The sequence below is a fragment of the Sorangium sp. So ce394 genome (genome assembly GCF_051474665.1).
In the GTDB taxonomy this organism is placed as follows: domain Bacteria; phylum Myxococcota_A; class Polyangia; order Polyangiales; family Polyangiaceae; genus Sorangium; species Sorangium cellulosum_D.
The window spans coordinates 6,093,875-6,111,852 of record NZ_CP150339.1 but is presented as its reverse complement, the minus strand read 5'-3'; the positions used below and the strand labels follow the sequence as shown (position 1 = coordinate 6,111,852).

At 71.2% G+C, this 17,978-nt stretch carries 12 protein-coding genes; 3 read left to right on the top strand and 9 right to left on the bottom strand.

Going from position 1 to position 17,978, the window contains the following annotated elements; all coding sequences use genetic code 11:
* Positions 1-145: 145 nt before the first annotated feature.
* From gyrA to WMF33_RS22300, 3 genes are all read right to left on the bottom strand, one after another.
* On the bottom strand, positions 146-2,767 hold the full coding sequence (gene gyrA, locus WMF33_RS22310; protein ID WP_437339029.1) for a DNA gyrase subunit A: 2,622 nt from the start codon (positions 2,765-2,767) through the stop codon (positions 146-148).
* Positions 2,768-3,019: 252 nt separating this feature from the next.
* Positions 3,020-4,243, bottom strand: a complete 1,224-nt coding sequence (locus tag WMF33_RS22305) for a hypothetical protein (RefSeq protein WP_437339028.1) — start codon at positions 4,241-4,243, stop codon at positions 3,020-3,022.
* Between the two features lie 330 nt (positions 4,244-4,573).
* The gene (locus WMF33_RS22300; RefSeq protein WP_437339027.1) at positions 4,574-5,284 is read right to left on the bottom strand and encodes a hypothetical protein; all 711 of its coding nucleotides are present in this window, start codon (positions 5,282-5,284) and stop codon (positions 4,574-4,576) included.
* 384 nt (positions 5,285-5,668) lie between these two features.
* On the opposite strand from WMF33_RS22300, the gene WMF33_RS22295 reads away from it, so the two are divergent.
* Positions 5,669-7,267, top strand: coding sequence for a protein kinase domain-containing protein (locus WMF33_RS22295; RefSeq protein WP_437339026.1), 1,599 nt, complete (start codon positions 5,669-5,671; stop codon positions 7,265-7,267).
* Positions 7,268-7,332: 65 nt separating this feature from the next.
* Here WMF33_RS22295 and WMF33_RS22290 read toward each other — a convergent pair whose 3' ends face one another.
* The 5 genes from WMF33_RS22290 to WMF33_RS22270 all read right to left on the bottom strand — a co-directional run bounded on the left by WMF33_RS22290 (position 7,333) and on the right by WMF33_RS22270 (position 14,704).
* Positions 7,333-9,018: a mechanosensitive ion channel family protein gene (locus WMF33_RS22290; protein WP_437339025.1), complete on the bottom strand. Its 1,686-nt coding sequence runs from the start codon at positions 9,016-9,018 to the stop codon at positions 7,333-7,335.
* A gap of 14 nt (positions 9,019-9,032) precedes the next feature.
* Complete coding sequence (locus WMF33_RS22285) at positions 9,033-10,433, bottom strand: family 2B encapsulin nanocompartment shell protein (RefSeq protein ID WP_437339024.1); 1,401 nt, start codon at positions 10,431-10,433, stop codon at positions 9,033-9,035.
* A gap of 96 nt (positions 10,434-10,529) precedes the next feature.
* Positions 10,530-11,936: a family 2B encapsulin nanocompartment shell protein gene (locus WMF33_RS22280; protein ID WP_437339023.1), complete on the bottom strand. Its 1,407-nt coding sequence runs from the start codon at positions 11,934-11,936 to the stop codon at positions 10,530-10,532.
* A 21-nt stretch (positions 11,937-11,957) separates the two neighbouring features.
* A complete protein-coding gene (locus tag WMF33_RS22275) occupies positions 11,958-14,273 on the bottom strand; it encodes a family 2 encapsulin nanocompartment cargo protein terpene cyclase (RefSeq protein WP_437339022.1) in 2,316 nt (771 codons plus the stop codon).
* A gap of 179 nt (positions 14,274-14,452) precedes the next feature.
* Positions 14,453-14,704, bottom strand: coding sequence for a transposase (locus WMF33_RS22270; RefSeq protein ID WP_437339021.1), 252 nt, complete (start codon positions 14,702-14,704; stop codon positions 14,453-14,455).
* Between WMF33_RS22270 and WMF33_RS22265 the strand changes: the two genes are divergently transcribed.
* On the top strand, positions 14,703-15,611 hold the full coding sequence (locus WMF33_RS22265; protein WP_437339020.1) for a sugar phosphate nucleotidyltransferase: 909 nt from the start codon (positions 14,703-14,705) through the stop codon (positions 15,609-15,611). The two genes, WMF33_RS22270 and WMF33_RS22265, sit on opposite strands and share 2 nt — an antisense overlap.
* A 185-nt stretch (positions 15,612-15,796) precedes the next feature.
* Positions 15,797-16,258: a hypothetical protein gene (locus WMF33_RS22260; RefSeq protein ID WP_437339019.1), complete on the top strand. Its 462-nt coding sequence runs from the start codon at positions 15,797-15,799 to the stop codon at positions 16,256-16,258.
* Between the two features lie 86 nt (positions 16,259-16,344).
* Here WMF33_RS22260 and WMF33_RS22255 read toward each other — a convergent pair whose 3' ends face one another.
* Complete coding sequence (locus tag WMF33_RS22255) at positions 16,345-17,910, bottom strand: phytoene desaturase family protein (protein WP_437339018.1); 1,566 nt, start codon at positions 17,908-17,910, stop codon at positions 16,345-16,347.
* Positions 17,911-17,978: the final 68 nt, after the last annotated feature.

Here is a 17,978-nt window from a genome sequence, read left to right as displayed (position 1 = left end):
TCCGTGCTCGTCTTTCGTGCGCGTGCGCGTGCGCGCTGACTCTGGGGAATCGCGCACGCGCACGCGCACGGAAGAGCGAAGACGGAAGAGCGAAGACGGAGACGAGGGACGGAGGACGATGTGTCAGTCCCAGCGAAAAACCGCTCTAGTTGACCTCTCCGCCCCCGTCCCCGCCCGAGTGGTCCGCGACCCCGTTGGTCCCGTCGGCCGCCGCCGGCGGCGTCGACCCGCCGCCGTCCTCGCCCTCGGTCGCGTCCGCCGCGAACGCCTCGACCGCGACCACCCGCTCGTCCTGCCCCACGTGCATGATCCGCACGCCCTGCGCGTTGCGCCCCGTCTCGCGGATCTCGCTCGCCTTGGTCCGGATCATCTGCCCGCGGTCGGTCACGATCAGCACCTGGTCGCTCGGGCTCACCATGGCCACGCCCACCACCGGCCCGTTCCGCTCGCTCGCGTCGATCAGGATCACGCCCTTGCCGCCGCGGCTCTGCAGCCGGAACTCCTCGAGCGGCGTCTGCTTGCCGTACCCGCGCTCGCACACCGCCAGCACCCGGTCGCGCCCGTCGCCGCTCACGCCGAGGCCCACCACCACGTCGCCCTCGTCGAGCTCGATGCCCTTCACGCCCATCGTCGCGCGGCCCGTCGGACGCACCTGATCCTCGGGGAAGCGGATGCTCATCCCGCTCCGCGTCGCGATCACGAGCTCGCGCTTGCCGTCGGTGAGCGCCGCCGTGAACAGCTGATCGCCCTCCTCGATCCGGACCCCGATGATCCCCTTGTCCCGGTAGTTCTCGTACTCGTTGAGCGCCGTCTTCTTGATCTGCCCGCGGCGGGTCAGCGTCACCACGAACGTCTCGCCGTCGAAGCTCGGCACCGGCGTGATCGCCGCGACCTTCTCCCCCGGCTCCATCCCGACGAAGTTCACGATCGCCCGGCCCTTCGCGTTCCGCGGCGCCTGCGGGATCTCGTAGACCTTCTTGACGAAGACCTTGCCCTTGTCGCTGAAGAAGAAGACGTACGAGTGCGTCGACGCCACGAAGAGCTGGCTCACCCAGTCCTCCTCGCGCGCCTCCATCCCCACCATCCCCTTGCCGCCGCGGCGCTGCGCCCGGTACGTCGAGGTCGGCGTCCGCTTCAGGTAGCCGGCGTGCGAGATGGTCACGACCATGTCCTCTTCCTGGATCAGGTCCTCCATCTGGATCTCGGCCTCGGCCGGCACGATCTCGGTGCGCCGCTTGTCGCCGAAGCGCGCCTTGATCTCCTCGAGCTCCATCACGATCACGTTCATGAGCAGCCCCATGTCCGCGAGGATCGCCCGGAGCCGCTCGATCGTCTGCGACAGCTCGCCGTACTCCTTCGCGAGCTTCTCCCGCTCGAGGCCGGTCAGGCGCGACAGCCGCATCTCGAGGATCGCCTTGGCCTGCCGCTCCGACAGGAAGTAGTCGCCGCGCGTGTCGGCCTCGGCGCACTCGGGCTCCGGCCGGCCGGCGCGCCGCAGGAACTCGCCGAGCCCGCGGAGCGGCAGCCTCTGCAGGTTCTCCCGCGCCTCGTCCGTGTCGCTCGAGGCCCGGATCGTCGCGACGATGCGATCGATGTCGCTCGTCGCCATCCCGAGCCCCTCGACGAGCTCGCGCTGCGACTCGGCCTGCCGCAGCTCGAAGCGGCAGCGCCGCGTCACCACCTCGCGCCGGTGCTCGATGAAGTGCGAGAGCGTGTCCTTCAGGCTCAGCACCGCCGGGCGCCCGTTCGCGATCGACAGGTTGATGACCCCGAACGTCGCCTGGAGATCCGTCAGCCGGTAGAGCTGGTTCAGGACCACCTGCGGGAAGATGTCCTTCTTCAGCTCGACGACGATCCGCATCCCCTCGCGGTCGCTCTCGTCGCGCACCTCGCTGATCCCCTCGATGCGCTTCTCCTTCATGCACTCGGCGATCTTCGCGACCAGCCGGGCCTTGTTCACCTGGTAGGGGATCTCGGTGAACACGAGCTGCTCGCGGTCGCCCTTCATCGTCTTCTCGACCTGGCTGCGCCCGCGCATCGTGATCGAGCCGCGGCCCGTCGTGTACGCCTGCACGATCCCGCTCTTGCCGTAGATGAGGCCGCCGGTCGGGAAATCCGGGCCCGGCACCAGGTGGAGCAGCTCCTCCAGCGTGACGTCGGGGTTGCGGATGATGGCGATCGTCGCGTCGATGATCTCGCCGAGGTTGTGCGGCGGGATGTTCGTCGCCATGCCGACGGCGATGCCGCCCGAGCCGTTGACGAGCAGCTGCGGGAACTTCGCCGGCAGCACGCTCGGCTCGAGCTCCGAGTCGTCGTAGTTCGGGACGAAGTCGACCGTATCCTTGTCGAGGTCGGCGAGCAGCTCGACCGCCATCCGGGACAGGCGCGACTCCGTGTACCGCATGGCCGCGGGCGAGTCGCCGTCGACCGAGCCGTAGTTGCCCTGCCCGTCGATGAGCGGGTAGCGCAGGCTGAAGGTCTGCCCCATGCGGACGAGCGCGTCGTAGACCGCGAGATCGCCGTGGGGGTGGTACTTGCCGAGGACGTCTCCGACGACGCGCGCGCACTTCTTGTGCGCGCCGGTGGGGCCGATCTTCTGCTCGTTCATCGAGTAGAGGATCCGGCGGTGCACCGGCTTCAGGCCGTCGCGCACGTCCGGGATCGCGCGGCCGATGATCACGCTCATCGCGTAGTCGAGGTAGCTCGTCCGGAGCTCGTCCTGGATGCTGACCGGTACCTTCTGCTGGATGTTCGACGTCTCTTCCATGGGATCTGCACCCGAGGCGCGGGGCGAGCGCGGCGCGCGCGGCCCCGTCGTAGAGGCCCATCCCAGCGCGGCTCGAGCGTCGAGCGGGGCGGCAGAGGCGTCTCAGGCCTCGATCGGCGAGCGACGAGGTCGAATCCGGCCTCCGCCGCTCGCCCTTGACCCGCGCTGTTCAGGGGATGCGACGGATGCGTTCAGGTACTCCAAGGGGCAGGCCGGCGCAAAGGGTTTGCCGGCCCCTGGACGTCGCTCCGGTCAGGGGGAGGCGCACGCCCCGGCGTGACGGCGCGCGCACGCGGCGCGCGTGGTCGCGCCGGGGCGGACCTCGCCGCTGCAATCGGCGCACAGCACCGGCGCCCCCTGCGCGTCGAGCACCTTGACGTCCGTCGTGTACGCGCCCGGCGGGAGGGCCGAGAGGAGCGCGCGCTCGCCGCAGGGCACCGGGCCGACGTAGGGGGGCGCGTCCGTCTCGGGCCGCTCGCCCTCGGGCAGCGGCTCGGTCGCCGTGTAGCTGGCCGCGCCGGCCCCGCAGGCGAGCTGTTCCGCCTCGAGGAGCGCGCCGAGGTCGAGCTCGAGCGCTCCCGCGTCGGACAGCGGGTCGCAGGTCGCCGTCGACGTGACGCCCGCGCTCGCCGCGGCGAAGCAGCTCGACCCGAACAGGAGATCGCCCGCGGCGTTCTTCGCCTCCAGGCGGAAGACGTGGGCCCCTGCCGGGGCGGCGCCGAGGTCGTAGACGATGGGCTCGGCCGGCGGGCAGCCGACGCCGAGCACCGGCGGGAGCGCGCCGCCCTGGGGGAGGACGTCGAACGACGCGATCTCTCGGTCGCCGGCCCCGCACTGCAGCGCGCCGAGCGCGCTCGCCGGGTCGAGCACGATGGCCGCGCGCTGCGTGTCGTCGGGGCGGGAGACCGCGGCGCACCCCTGGACGACGACGTTGACGCCCGTCTTCGCCACGAGCTTGCCGGCGTCGTCCGCGGCGTCGGGGCCGGGGCACGCCCACGTCCAGCGCGGCGCGACCTGGGCGCCGTCGACGAGCATGTGGGGGCTCCCGGAGGTCTCGTCGCCGACGGGGGTGAGCTCCTCGGCGTACTGCGCGTAGCCGTCGATCCTGGCCGTGTACTCGTGGCCCTCGACGACGTAGGTGAACGACACGCGCGACGAGCAGGGGACCGGCGGCGACGAGGGGAGGGTGAACGGACCGCCCTCCGCGCTCTCGTCCGTGAGCGTGGCGACGTAGCTGCGGATCGCCCCCGGCTCGTTCGAGCACCGCACGTCGCCCAGGAAGGCGAGCGGGTCGATGGCGAGCGAGGTCTGGATCCGCCCGTTGTCGTCGTCGTCGTCGCTGTCCCCGCTGGTGCAGGCCGCGAGCGCGAGCACGGCGAGCGCCAGGGCGCGCCGGCCGGACCAGGGCTGCGGCGAGAGCCCGCCTTCGCGATCCGCACCGGACGAGGTTCCACAACCAGCTCGAGCTCGGCCCATCGGCAGGGGGCACTAGTCCAAGCCGGGGAACGGCGCCACATGAAACGCGGCCCGCCCCGCGCGGGGAGGGCGCCGGCCGTTGCAAGGCTTGAGGCAAGCGTTGAGACGGGCGACTCGGGGGCCGAGCGGGCCGTTTCAAGCGTTGAGATGGGCGACTCGGAGGCCGAGCGGGGCATTTCAACGCTTGAATTGTGCGACTCGGGGGCCGAGCGGGCCGTTTCAACGCTTGAATTGTGCTACTCGAGGGCCGAGTAGGCCAACTCGAGCCTTGAGACGGGCGGCTTGCGGAGCGGATCGAGCGAGATGCGCGCTGTGGGCCCGAAGAAAGAACTAGGGAGCAGGAGCGCCGCCGGCGCCGCCGCCTTCACTGGCACCGCCGGCGCCACCGCTGCCGCCTTCACCGTCAGCGCCGGCGCCTTCACCGCCGGCGCCACCGCCGCCGCCCCCTTCGCCACCACCGCCGCCGCCGTTCCCCCCGCCTTCACCGGCACCACTGGCGCTTCCGCCGCCGCCACCGTCGCCCGCGCCGCCGCCCGCACCGGTCGGGTCGACCACGAACGCGCAGGCCTTGAGCGCATGGGCTCGCCTGGTGATCACGTCGCACGGGCTGAGCGCGCCGTCGGCGCCGTCCGCGGGCGGCGCCGCGGAGCACTCCGCCATGGAAGCGACGTTGTCGGCGGCGCACTTGCGCGTCGCGCCGATGGCGTCGACGCAGGCCTTGATCTGGCTTCCCGTCGGCTCCGGCGCGGGGTGGTCCTCGGTGCCGGCGTTCTCGATGCCGTGGAGGCACTGGTCCCAGACGAACTCGACGCAGGCGTCCACCCGCTCGTCGGCGTCGGCCGAGCCGACCCACGCCGGGCACGCGGCGGCGGCCTCGCACCGGGCCGTCTCGATCTGCCGGCAGGCGTCGATGCCCACGGCGGCGGTGCCGCAGCTCTGGGTTGCGAGGGTCACGGCCCCGAGGCCGAGCAACACGGCCGCGACCCACGTTGCGGAGCTCCGCCTCGCGGCGGAGAGGACGGCGAGCGCAGACGAACCCACCCGGCCGAGCTACCACGTGGCCGCCGGGGGCGTCGAGTTTTCCGCCGCCCGCCGCCCCGCAGCGAGCGCGACCGGCGTGCCCGCGACGGCGCCGTCGCCCGCACGCCGGCTCGCGTCCATGGCGCAATCATGGCGCAGCCGGGCCGACTCTGCCGCAGTGCCGGGCCCCGCGCCTCCGCGGGAGCGCCGCGTTTCCGCGACCAGCGCCGCGCCTCCGCGACGAGGGCCGCGCCTCGGCGACCAGGGCCGCGCCCCCGCCGCGATCCGCGCCCCCGCGACGTGCGCCGCATCGCGAAGAGGGCCGCGCCCCCGCGCCGCGCTCGTCGCGAACGGTGCCCGGCCCGGGCCCCGTCCGATCTATGCTCCTGTGCCCTCGATCTCCCGATGGATCCGCCGAGCCTCGCGCAGCTCCGACCTGACACGCTTTTCCACGGGCGATACCGCGTGGTCCGCTCGCTCAAGGCGGGCGGGATGGGGGCGGTGTACGAGGTCGTCGACGAGGTCACCGACCGCCGCCGCGCGCTCAAGGTGATGCTCCCGGGATCCATCCAGGACCCCGGCATGCGCGCCCGGTTCGCCCAGGAGGCCAAGATCACCGGCGGGATCGAGAGCGATCACATCGTCCCGGTCTCCGACGCCGGCATCGACGCCGACTCCGGGATGCCCTTCCTCGTCATGGACCTGCTCCAGGGCGAGGAGCTCGCGAGCCTGTCGGCGCGCCGCGGCCCGCTGCCGCCGGCGGAGGTGGTGCTCTACCTCTCCCAGGTCGCGCGCGCGCTCGACAAGATGCACGCGGCGGCCATCGTCCATCGCGATCTCAAGCCGGCGAACCTCTTCTTGACGCGGCGGGACGACGGCTCGCCGTGCGTCAAGGTCCTCGATTTCGGCCTGGCGAAGATCGCGGCGCAGAGCAGCATGGCGGACCGCACCGCGATCCTCGGGACGCCGCTCTACATGGCGCCCGAGCAGATCCGCGGCGACGGCGCCGTCGGACCGAAGGCCGACATCCACGCGCTGGCGCACGTGGCCTTCACGCTGCTCGTGGGCAGCCCCTACTGGCTGACCGAGGCCAACGTCCTGCCCTCGATCTTCGCGCTCCTCCAGCGGATGGCGGCGGGGCTGCCCGAGCCCGCGAGCGCCCGCGCCGCGCGGCGCCGCACCGTCCGGCTGCCGCCCGCCTTCGACGCCTGGTTCCAGCAGGCGACCGCGATCGATCCGAGGGACCGGTTCGACCGCGCCACCGCGGCCGTCACCCTGATGGCCGAGGCCCTCGGCGCGCCCCCGCCGTCGAGCCCGCCCCCTGGGCCGGTTCCGTCCACGGGCCCGCCGCCGTCGTCGCGCCGCAGCCTCGAGCTCGACGACCGGCGCGCCCGCGCCGTCGAGCCCGAGTCGCGCCGCGGCCTCGAGCTCGGCGACCGGCGCGCCCGCGCCGTCGAGCCCGATCCCGGGCCGAAGCCTCAGGACCCCGGGCCGAAGCCCCTGGACCCCGCGCCGAAGCTCGCGGGCGACGCGCGGCACCGCGACGAGGATCTCGACGAGGTCGTCCACGAGGAGCGGCTCCGGGCCTTCCTCAAGAAGGAGGTCCAGCGCGCCAGGGAGCAGCGGCCCCGGCGGCTGTCCCTGCTGCTGCTCGGCGTGGACGGCCTCCAGGAGATCGAGGAGAAGCACGGGCGGGCGGCGGTCGACCGCATCCTCAACGACCTCGCGCGCGTGGTGCGGATCTACGTGCCGGAGGGCGGGCTGCTCGGGCGGTACCGCCGCGATTTCCTCGCGATCGTCCGCCCCGGGATCGGCCGGACGCGGGCGTCCGCGTTCGCGAAGGTGCTCGGCGAGAAGGTGCGCCAGCACCGGTTCCGGCGCATCCCGTCGATGCCCTTCCGGATGACCCTCCGGATCGGCGTCGCCCACCTCGAGGAGGACGACACGACCGCGCACGATCTGCTCGTGCGCGCGACGTGGGACCTCCTCGAGCGGGGCGAGTGAGCGCCCGGCGGGATCCCCGCGGCTCATGCTCGGGATGAGCCCGACCACGCGAGACGAACCGCTCGTCAGTCGTCGCTCGCGGGCGAGAAGGGCATGACGGGCGCGGATTCCTCGATGTCTCGCCTCGGCGGGTTCTTGACGGAAAGCGTGCTGTCGATGAGGACGGCTCGGCGCGGGCGCGGCGCGCTGACCTGAGCTTTGCAGAGCTCCTCCACGACGCGGCCGCGCAGCGCGTCGTTCACTTCCTTGTTCTTGCCGGGCGGCACGCGCGCGCTGATACGCAGGACGATCGATCCCTCGTTGAGCTCCTCCACGCCGACGTCCACCTGCCCCGGAGCGCCCGTCTGCAGTTCGACCTCCTTCTCGGCGACCCTCGCGAGGAGCTCACGCACCCGCTGAACGTCCTCCTCGTAAGGCACGTGCACGTCGACCACCGCGTTCACGTAGGTTCGCGAATGGTTCGCGACCTTGCGCACCTCGCCGTTCGGGATCGAATGGAGCACGCCGATCTCGTCGCGGATCTTCGTGATACGAACGCCGATCTCCTCCACGCGCCCCTGGATGCCGCCGATTTCCACGAGATCCCCGACGAGGAGCAGGTTCTCGAAGAGGATGAAGAAGCCGGCCACGATGTCGCCCACGAACGTCTGCGCGCCGAAGCCGATGGCCACGCCGATGACGCCGGCGCCGGCGAGCAGCGGCGTGGGATCGACGGACGCCTCGCGCAGGCCCAGCACGAGAGCCGAGAAGTAAATCGCGTACCGCACGAAGCCCATGGCCACAGGGACCAGGGTTTTTCGCTGCTGGAGCGTCTGGGGGTTCTCCTCCGCCACCTTCCCGAGGAAGAGGTCGTTGATGAGGAGCACGCAGATCTCGACGAGGACCCGGCTCGCATAAACGATCGCGATGATCCGGAGCCCGACCCGCCCCGCCTGCGAGAGCCACGTGTCGGGTGTGAGCGCGTCCGCGACCCACGTCGCCGCCGTGATGTACACGCAATAATCGACGACGCGCTTCGTGATCCCGAGCAGGTGCGACAGGTTCCCGAGGTACCTGAGCGGGCTCTCGACGCGGGCGAGCCTCGTGGAGTTGTCGAAGATGACGTCGAGGAGGAGGTATCCGATCCCCGTCGCGAGGCGGCTCACGTAAAACGCGCCCAGCGTGTAGCTGGCGAGCAATACGGCGCGCTGGGGCCCCGGCGCGAGCGCGAGCTTCTCGGTGAGGACGACCGCGGCGGCGCCGAGGACGACCACGCGGAGCGCCTTGCGCAGGCGTATCGTGACCTCTGCGACCGGCTCGCGCCGCTTCTCCAGCCAGTCCGAGCGCGCGACCGCCTTTCCCAGCGCGTCGGCGAGCCCGCGGGCGAGGGCGTCGACGAAGAGCGCGCCGACGACGATGCCGAGCGCGGTGAGCAACCGCGTCTTGGCGAGCGCGGGCTCGTCTCCGATGAGCCCGACGAGCGCGCTCTTCACCACGTCGAGGGCGCGAATTCCGCGAACCGTGGCGAACGCCGCGCCGCCGATGAGCACGGCCCCGACGAGCGCGACCCAGACGAGCGCGCGGCGACGGACGCGACGCCGGAACGATTTGCGCTCGTCCGCCGTGACGCGCTCCAGCGTCGGCGAGCGCAAGACGAAAGCGTAGCCCCGATGGATCAGCCTGACCACGAGCTCCGAGAGGAGCAGGAGCACCACGATCGCGATGCACAGCGCGACCAGGTTGTGGAGGAGCAGGTCGAGATGCAGCGTCATCGAGGCTGACGAGCCTACCGCCCGATCTGCACGTTCTCAAGGACGCCGAGAGCGTCGGGCACCAGCACCGCGGCGGAGTAGTACGTGCTCACGAGGTACGAGCTGATGGCCTTCGGGTCGGTCTCCATCTTGCGGGCCGAGACACCGGGCTCGATCTCGTCGGGGAGGCCCGTGCGGTGGAGGCCGATGACGCCCTGATGCTCCTGCCCCGTGCGCATGACGAGAATGGAGCTCGTGTCGTCCCCGTTGATCGGGATCTTGTCGCAAGGCAGGATCGGGACGCCGCGCCACGCCGTGACTCTCGCGCCGGAGAGCACGACGCTGGTCGGGTAGACGCCGCGGCGACTGCACTCCCGGTGGAAGGCGGCGATCGTGCGCGGGTGCGCCAGGAAAAACTGCGACTTGCGGCGCCGGCAGAGGATCTCGTCCATGTCGTCGGGCGTCGGGCGGCCGCTCCGGGGATGGAGGCGCTGCTTCAGGTCGGCGTTGTGCAGGAGGCCGAAGTCGCGGTTGTTGATGAGCTCGTGCTCCTGCCGCTCGCGCAGGGCCTCGACGGTCAGGCGGAGCTGCTCCTGGAGCTGATCCATCGGATCGTTGAAGAGATCCGAGACGCGCGTGTGGAGCCGGAGGACCGTCTGCGCGACGCTGAGCTCGTATTCACGCGGCGCGGCCTCGTAATCGACGAACGTCCCCGGGAGCGCGCGCTCGCCCTTGTGACCGGCGGTGATCGCGATCGCCGCCTGTCCGAGCTTGTCCTGCGGCTTCTTCAGCCGCTCCTTGAGCGACTCGACGTGCGCGCGGAGCGCCGGGGATCGCGAGATCAGCTCCTCGAAGGCGCGCTGCGGCAGCTCGAGGACGATGCACGGCGTGACGGCCTTGACCGAATACGTCCAGACGTCGTTCGATTCGATGACGGACTGATCCCCGAAATGGTCCCCATCCGCGAGGACGTCGAGGATCGTGTCGGCGCCGTACTTGCCGACGCCGAGCTTCTGGGCCTTCCCGTGCGCGAGCAGGAAGATCGTCTCCGCGGGTTTTCCGCGCTCGGCGATCAGCGCGCCGGGCTTGTACTCCCGCTGGATGAACCGGCTCGCCAGGGCGTCGAGCACGGCGTCGTCCGAGAAGCCTTGCAAGAGCGGCAATTCGCAGAGCTCCTGCGGGATCACCTGCACATTCGCCCCGATGTTGCCGAAGCTCAACCGCCCGTCGCCGATGGCATAACTCAGGCGGCGGTTCACGCGATACGTGCCGCCCGGGACCTCGATCCAGGGCAAGACCCGCAAGAGCCACCGGGACGTGATCCCCTGCATCTGCGGATGCGACTTGGTCGTCGTCGCGAGCTTTCGCGCCCCCAGCGTCCCGAGGCTCGAACGCTCTACCTCGTTCCCGATCCCAGGTGTTTCGGCGTTTGCCATGATGTGCCTTTCCTTCTGCGCGCTTCGGAGAGCAGAGCGCTCCGCGTATCCCCCGCGTCTGTGCGGGGCACACGCGGAGCGCCTACCGCTCGCGTCTCATTCGTAGGCGCGTCCGATCTCGACGCTCTCCAGGACGCCGAGCGCGTCGGGGACCAGCACGGCCGCCGAGTAATAGAGGCTGACGAGGTACGACATGATGGCCTTCTCGTTGATCCCCATGAAGCGCACGTTGAGGCTCGGCTCGACCTCGTCCGGAATGCCGGCGTGGTGCAGGCCGATGACGCCCTGGTTCTTCTCGCCCGCGCGCACGAGCAGGATCGAGGTCGTCCGCGTCTCCGAGACCGGGATCTTGTTGCACGGGAAGATCGGCACGCCGCGCCACGCCGGGACGTGGTTGCCGTTCACCTCGACGCTCTGCGGATAGATGCCGAGGCGGCTGCACTCCTGGCCGAACGCCGCAATGGCGCGCGGGGGCGCGAGGAAGAACGACGGCTCCCTCCAGACCGTGGCGAGGAGCTCGTCCATGTCGTTCGGCGTCGGGGGGCCGCTGTGGGTGTGGATGCGCTGCTTCAGGTCGGCGTTGTGCAGGAGGCCGAACTCGCGGTTGTTGATGAGCTCGTGCTCCTGGGTCTCCTTCAGGGCCTCGATGGTCAGGCGGAGCTGCTGCTCCGTCTGGTTCATCGGCTCATTGAACAGATCCGCGACGCGCGTGTGGATCTGGAGCACGGTCTGCGCCACGCTGAGCTCGTACTCGCGGGGCGAGGTCTCGTAATCGACGAACGTGCCGGGGAGGACGGGCTCGCCGGAGTGGCCCGCCGCGATTTCGATCGCCGCCTCGCCCGTGTTGTCCTTCTTCTTCGTGGCGAGCGCCTTGAAGTTCTCGAGGTGCTGCTTCAGCGACGGGTGCTGGGCGACGAGCTCCTCGAAGACGTTCTGCTGGAGCGTCAGCACCGTGACCGCCGTGACGGCCTTGGCCGTGAACGTCCAGTAATCCTGCGTCTCCAGGAGCGCCTGGTAGCTGTAATGGTCGCCGTCCGCGAGGACCGCGAGCACCGTCTCATCGCCGTACTTGCCCGCGCCGATCTTGTTGATCTTGCCGTGCGCGATGAGGCAGATGTGATCGGCCTCCTTGCCGCGCTCGGAGATGACGTCGCCGGGCTTGTATTCACGCTGCACGAAGCGGTTCGCCAGCGCGGTGAGGACCTCGACGTCCTCGTAACCGCGGAGGAGCGGCAGCTCACAGAGCTCCTGCGGGATGACGTGGATCTTCGCGCCGGTGCTCGTGAACGTCACGCGCCCGTCGCCCACCGCATAGCTCAGGCGGCGGTTCACGCGGTATACGCCGTTGACGTGCACCCACGGCAGGAGCTTGAGCAACCACCGCGACGAGATGCCCTGCATCTGCGGCGCCGACTTGGTGGTCGTGGCGAGCTGCCTCGCGGCCGCCGTCGCGAGGCTGGTCTGCTGCTGATCGATCGAACCCAAATTCCCTGAGATAGACATGAGTCCCTCTTTCCCGGACGGTTAGGACCGCCCGTGCTTCACCGGCACGGACCGGGCCGTACCCATCGAAAGATCCGCCTTCGCAGCAGGAGCCGCGGCACCGGCTTTTCCGGCGCCGAAGAAGCTGCTGATACGCGCCGCAGAGGCGCCAAACCCACGCGCGCCCTCGATCGCCCGTTCGATCGGGTGGCGCTCGAGCTCCGCGTCCACGTACCGGCTCGTCGCGACGTGCCAGTTGAGGACGCCAGCCATGTACGATCGCTGCTTCTCGACGTATCCGAGCACGGCCTCGCGGGCCGCCTTGTCGAGGTCGAACTCGTCGAGGATGCGGGGCAGCTCGGTCGCGACGATGTGCTCGAACTCCAGCACACGCGCCGTGATCAGGTCATTGACGACCTCCTTGGCCCGCTGCGCGTCGCATTCGAGGAACCGCTCGACGACCAGCACGAGGTTGCTGAGCTCGCCCTCGAACTCGATCTCCTTGCGGTACGAATAGAGATCGTTGATCCACCCGCCCACGTCGGCCGTGGTGTTGTCGAGCCCTCGCATCGTCCGCGTTCGGAAGACCTCGGCCGGGACCACGTCGCCGAGCGTGAGCCTGGACAGGCCCATCGTGAGATCGGCGCCGAACGTCTTGCGGCGCATCTCGACGTAATCGACCGGATCCGGGATCCGGTTCTGGGTCTGGTTCAGGAGCTCCCAGAGCCAGCTCCCGGTCATGTTCTCGATGCTGCGGCGGAGCGTCTGCCGCGACCTCATCGACATGGGGGAAGCTGTGCGGATCCAGAGATCCAGCAGGCCGCTCTCCACCGGGTTCTCGGGCGCCGGGGCGCCCGCGCAGTCGAGGGGCATGAACATCGAGAGCCGCGCGTTGAACCGTTTCGCGCCCGCCATGTCCCGCGTCGCGCCGAACACCAGCGGGAAGTAATCGTCGCCGTACGTCCCCCACGTCAGCCAACCCGAGCTCAGATCGAGCTCGTGCGGGGACGCGTCCGGGTGAATTCCCGCGGCGCAGATGGGAAAATCGAAGCCGATGAACCTGCGCTCGTCCCAGATCCCGGAGCCGAAGACGCCCGGCACCACGTCGAGCATCGCGAGCTTGCGGGCCCACTCGAGGGTGTTCCGGCGCGCCGCGGGCAGGTGTGGGCTCAAGCGGAGCTTGAATGGCATGTAGATCTTCGGGAGCGGCATCCTGCCCACGGGCCGGAACGGGGCGTGGGTGAGGGTCTTGAGCCGCTGCAAACCCAGGCCGCCGGGGGTGAGCCTGATCCGGAACGCCGAGGTGCCGAGCCCCGTCGGCGCCCCGAGGAAATCGGGGGCGCTCGCGGATTTGTCCGCGTTTTCGTTCATGTAGCGGCTCGATCGCATGTGCCATTCGTGGCCGCCGGACTGCCAATCCTGCAGCCCCTTCACATACTTGGCGACGTCGAGGGCTTGGGCCGGCGTCAGCCCGTACTCCACGCAGAGCGCCGGCACCTCGACGAGCGCCGTGTTCTCGAACTGCTGGAGCCGCGACGTCAGGATCTCGTTCGTCAAATCGGCTGCTCTTTGCGTGGGGACGCCGAGGAAACGCTCGAGGACGAGCACGCAGTTGGCGTTTTCCCCTTCCTCCTCGACCTCCCGCTGGTACGAGAACAGGTCATTGCGCAGGTGGACGCCGTCCGAGAACGTGTCGCGCAGGACCTCGAGGGGGCGCGTCGCGGCGACGGCGGTCGGGACCTCGGCGCCCACGGCGATCTCGACGAGGCCCGCGGACCAGGGCGCGCCGCCGACCTTGCGGCGCATCTCGATGTATTCGACCGGGTTCGCGACGCGGTTCTCCTGGATATTGGCGAGCTCCCACATGCATTCGAGCAGCAGGTTCTTCGTCGCCTCGAGGAAGCGCTCGCGCCAGTGGACCGAGGTGAGCGGGACGGTCCGCGCCCAGAGGTCCGCGAGCGCGCGCTCGACCACGTTCGTCGGCTCCGGCGGCGTCCCCGTGGGCACGACGGGCATGAAGAGCGGCAGGCGATCGAGGTACGCCTTCGCGCCGCGCATGTCCTTGGTGCGCTTGTAGATTTCGAGGAAATGATCGTCGAAGAAGAACACCCAGACATACCAATCCGTGATCAGATTGAGCTCGGGCGCGGGCGCGTCGGGGTGGGTGTACGCGCAGAGCAGCGCGTAGTCGTGCGCGTCGAGGTCGCTCTCGGTCCAGATGGGTTTTCCTTGCGGGTTCTCCTCCAGGATACCCATCTCGTAGGACCAGCCCTTGGTGTGCGTGCGCGCACCTTCGAGGTGCGGATTGATGCGCGCCGGATACGGCATGTAGAAGTCGGGCAGCGTGAAAGGTTGCATGTTCGCTGACTTCTCTCGTGCGTCGTCGATATGGTCGACGCGGGGCGACCTGAATGTCTTCGGCGGTGTGTATCCCGGACGTCGCTCGGCCGCTCGCACGCAGGCGTGAGACGACGAGTTAGTAGGGCTTGTCCATACAGGCCGATCGGGATTTTTCGTACGGGCGCTTCTAGAATAGCTCAGCGGCTTCGACCAAATAAGTTGGTGACCAGCCCCAGACCGCAGTAGCTCCAAAACTGCTGCTTGGTGCGGAACTGCTCGGGCGCCAGGACCGCGGCGACCACGTGCGCCGCGCGGATCGGTCCCAGCCCTGCCACGTGACTCGGAGTCGAGCTCCGTCCGACGCTCGTCGATGCACGCACGGAGCTATCCGCGGTCGCCCCCTCGATTTCTTGGACGTTCCTCGCGGAGGGGGCGATCCTCCGGCGCATGGCCTCTGCCATGATCCTGGCGGCGGGGCTCGGGACCCGGCTCCGCCCGCTCACCGACGAGCTGCCGAAGCCGCTCCTGTGGCTCGGCGATCGCCCGCTCGTCGCGCACATCGCCGGGCAGCTCGCCGCGGGCGGCGTCCGGCGCGCCGCGCTGAACAAGTCCCACCTCGCGGAGCGCTTCACGCGCGACCTGCTCGCGGCGTTCCCGCTGCCGGTCGAGGTCCTGCACGAGCCGGAGCCGTTCGGCACCGCGGGGGGCCTCGCGAACGCGGCGGGCGCGCTCGGCGACGGCGACGTGGTGCTCTGGAACGGCGACATCCTCATCGATCTCGACGTGGCGGCGCTCCGCGCGGCGCACGGGGAGCGCGGCGCGGCCGCGACGCTCGCGGTGGCGCCGCGGCCGGCCGGCGAGGGGACGGTGGGCGTCGGCGGCCGGGGCGAGGTGGTCCGGCTGCGCGGCGAGCGCTTCGGCGAGGAGGTCGCGGGCGGCGATTTCGTGGGCGTGCAGGTGGTCGGCGAGGCGATCCGGCGGCGGCTGCCGCCGCGCGGCTGCATGGTCGGGGACGTGTACCTGCCGTGGCTGCGCGAGGGGCGGCCGCTCGCGACGTTCGCGGCGCCCGCCGTGTGGCACGACATCGGCACGCTCGCCGCCTACCTCGCGGCGAGCGCGCGCTGGCTCGCGCAGCGCGGCCTGCCGAGCTACGTCGGCCCGGGGGCGTCCGTGGCCGAGGGCGTGGACGTGACCGGCAGCGTCGTCGGCGCGGGGGCGCGGGTCGAGGGGGCCGGGGCGCTGCGCGGGTGCGTGGTGTGGCCCGGCGCGCGGGTCGCCGTCGGCGCGGACGTGGGCGCGCCGTGCGAGCGCGCGGTGGTGACGACGCAGGGACGCATCGTGCGCGCGGCCAGCTGATCGCCCGTCCGGGGCCGTGCCGCGAGGTGCGCCGCGGTGGGCGGCCGGCGCCACGGGCCGCCCCCACTGCAGCGACGTCGCGCGCCGGAGGAGCGCCTCGAGCGCCGGGACACTGGGCATGCGACCGCCGTCGCTCCATGTGTCCGGAAACCCGACCAGAAAGGCACGGTGCAACGATGCTTTCGATGTCTTCCATGCCCCTGCGGCGCCGGCTCCTGCGGCTGCCGTTGCTCCTGTCGGCGCTCGCCGGCGCCGCGTGCATCAACGATCCATCGCCATCGGACCTCCCGCCCCCGAGCCCGCCATCGGCGCCGCCCACGACGCCTCCTGGCGGGCAGAACAGCGGCAACGGCGGCCCCGCGTCAGGGGCTGGCGCGCAGGGCGACGGCGGGCGGAGCAACGATGGAACGGGGCCCGGCGACCAGGGCGCCGGCGGGCTGGGCGGTGCTGGCGGGCTGGGCGCCGGCGGGCTCGGGGCCGGCGGGGACCTCGGCACGGGCGGGGACCTCGGCACGGGCGGCGACCTCGGCACGGGCGGCGACCTCGGCACGGGCGGCGACCTGGGCGCCGGCGGGGGCCTGGGCACGGGCGGGGGCCTAGGCGCCGGCGGGGGCCTGGGCACCGGCGGGCTGGGCGCCGGCGGATAGCGCCGGCGCTCAGGCCGCGCCTGTCGAGGCGCGCGCGATCGACGCGCGGCGGCGGGCCGGGAGCGCCCCCGCGCCCGCCGCCCGGGTCACTTGCCGAGGTCGGCGAGCGCGGCCTTGGCGGCGTTGTGCCCCGCCGCGCCGATCACCGACCCGGCCGGGTGCGTGCCGGCGCTGCACGAGTAGAGCCCGGCGAGCCCGAACCGGTAGGGCACGCGATCGGCGAAGCCGAAGCCGTTGTCGATGTGGTGGATGTGCCCCCGCGTGATCCCGAAGTGCCGCTCGATGTCCGGCGGCGCCAGCGTGAACGTCTCCAGCACGAGATCGCTCATCCCCGGCGCGAACCGGTCGCAGATCGAGAGGAGGTGCTTCACGTAGCGCGGGGCGGCCTGGTCCCACGTCTCGCCGCTCGCGAGCGCGTAGGGCACCCACTGCACGAAGAGCGCGGCGTTGTGGTGCCCCTCCGCGTCGCGCAGGCTCGGGTCGATCGGCGTGTGGAAGTACCACTCGATCGCGGGGAACTCGGGCAGACGCCCGCTCATCGCGTCGCGGTGGGCCTGGCGCAGCACGTCCATCACGACGTCCTCGTCCGGCAGGAGGTGGATGGTCGGCCCGAACTGCCCGCGGTCCTCCGGGAGGCAGGTGAACCGGGGCAGGCCGGTCAGCGCCATGTTGACCTTGAGCGTGGAGCCGTCCTTCGCGAGCGCGTCGAGCCGCGTCGACAGCGCCGCCCCGATCGCCGCGCCGCCGGCCAGCGCGCGGGTGCGGAACGGATCGGCGTTCGAGACGACCGCCCGGGCGGCGATGCGCGTGCCGTCCTCGAGGAGCACCCCGGAGACGGCGCCCCCGGACGACTCGATCTGCGCGACGCGGGCGCCGGTGACGATCGTGGCGCCCTCGGCCCGCGCCTTCTCGGCGAAGAGGCGGGTGACCGTGCCCATGCCGCCCTCGACGATCATCCAGGTCCCGTCTCCGCCCGGGAGGCGGCACATGTTGTGGACGAGGAAGTTCATCCCGGTGCCGGGCGTGTCGAAGCCGCCCGCGAGCCCCGAGAAGGCGTCGGTCGCGGCGTACATCGCCTGGAGGAGATCGCTCTTCCAGGGGAACCGCGCGAGGTAGTCGGAGATCGTGCCCCGGCAGAGCGCCACGAACGTCTGCCGGAGGGCGGGCCGCACGTAGCGCTCCGCGGTCTCCTCGATGGAGAGCGGCTCCTCGAGCCAGGTCGGGGCGATGTCGTCCCGGAGCGCGGCGAGCTCGGCCTGGAGGGCGCTGTTCGCGTCCCAGTCCTCCTGGGAGAAGAACTCGAGGAACTGCCGCTTCATCGCGGCCTGGTCCGAGCCGAAGAGCAGGTAGCGCCGGTCGGTCGTCGGGAGGAAATAGTGCGGATCGCGCCGCCGGAGGGGGAGCGAGACGCCGAGCTCTCCGAGCAGCTCGGGCGGGGCGAGCCCGAGCAGGTAGGCGCCGCTCGAGACGCCCAGGGACGGCGCCTTCTTGAAGGGGCGCTCGGTCTTCACCGCGCCGCCCACGGCGTCCTTCTCCTCGAGCACCACGACGTCGAGCCCGCGGCGGGCGAGGAGGACGGCGGCGACGAGACCGTTGTGGCCGGCGCCGACGATGACGACGTCGGCGCGGGCCGGAGCTTCACTGCGTTTCACTGGGCACCTCCAAGCGCTGTGCGCGTCCGCTGCCGCGGCCGGCGCGCGGGCCGCGGCGCGCGAGGTGT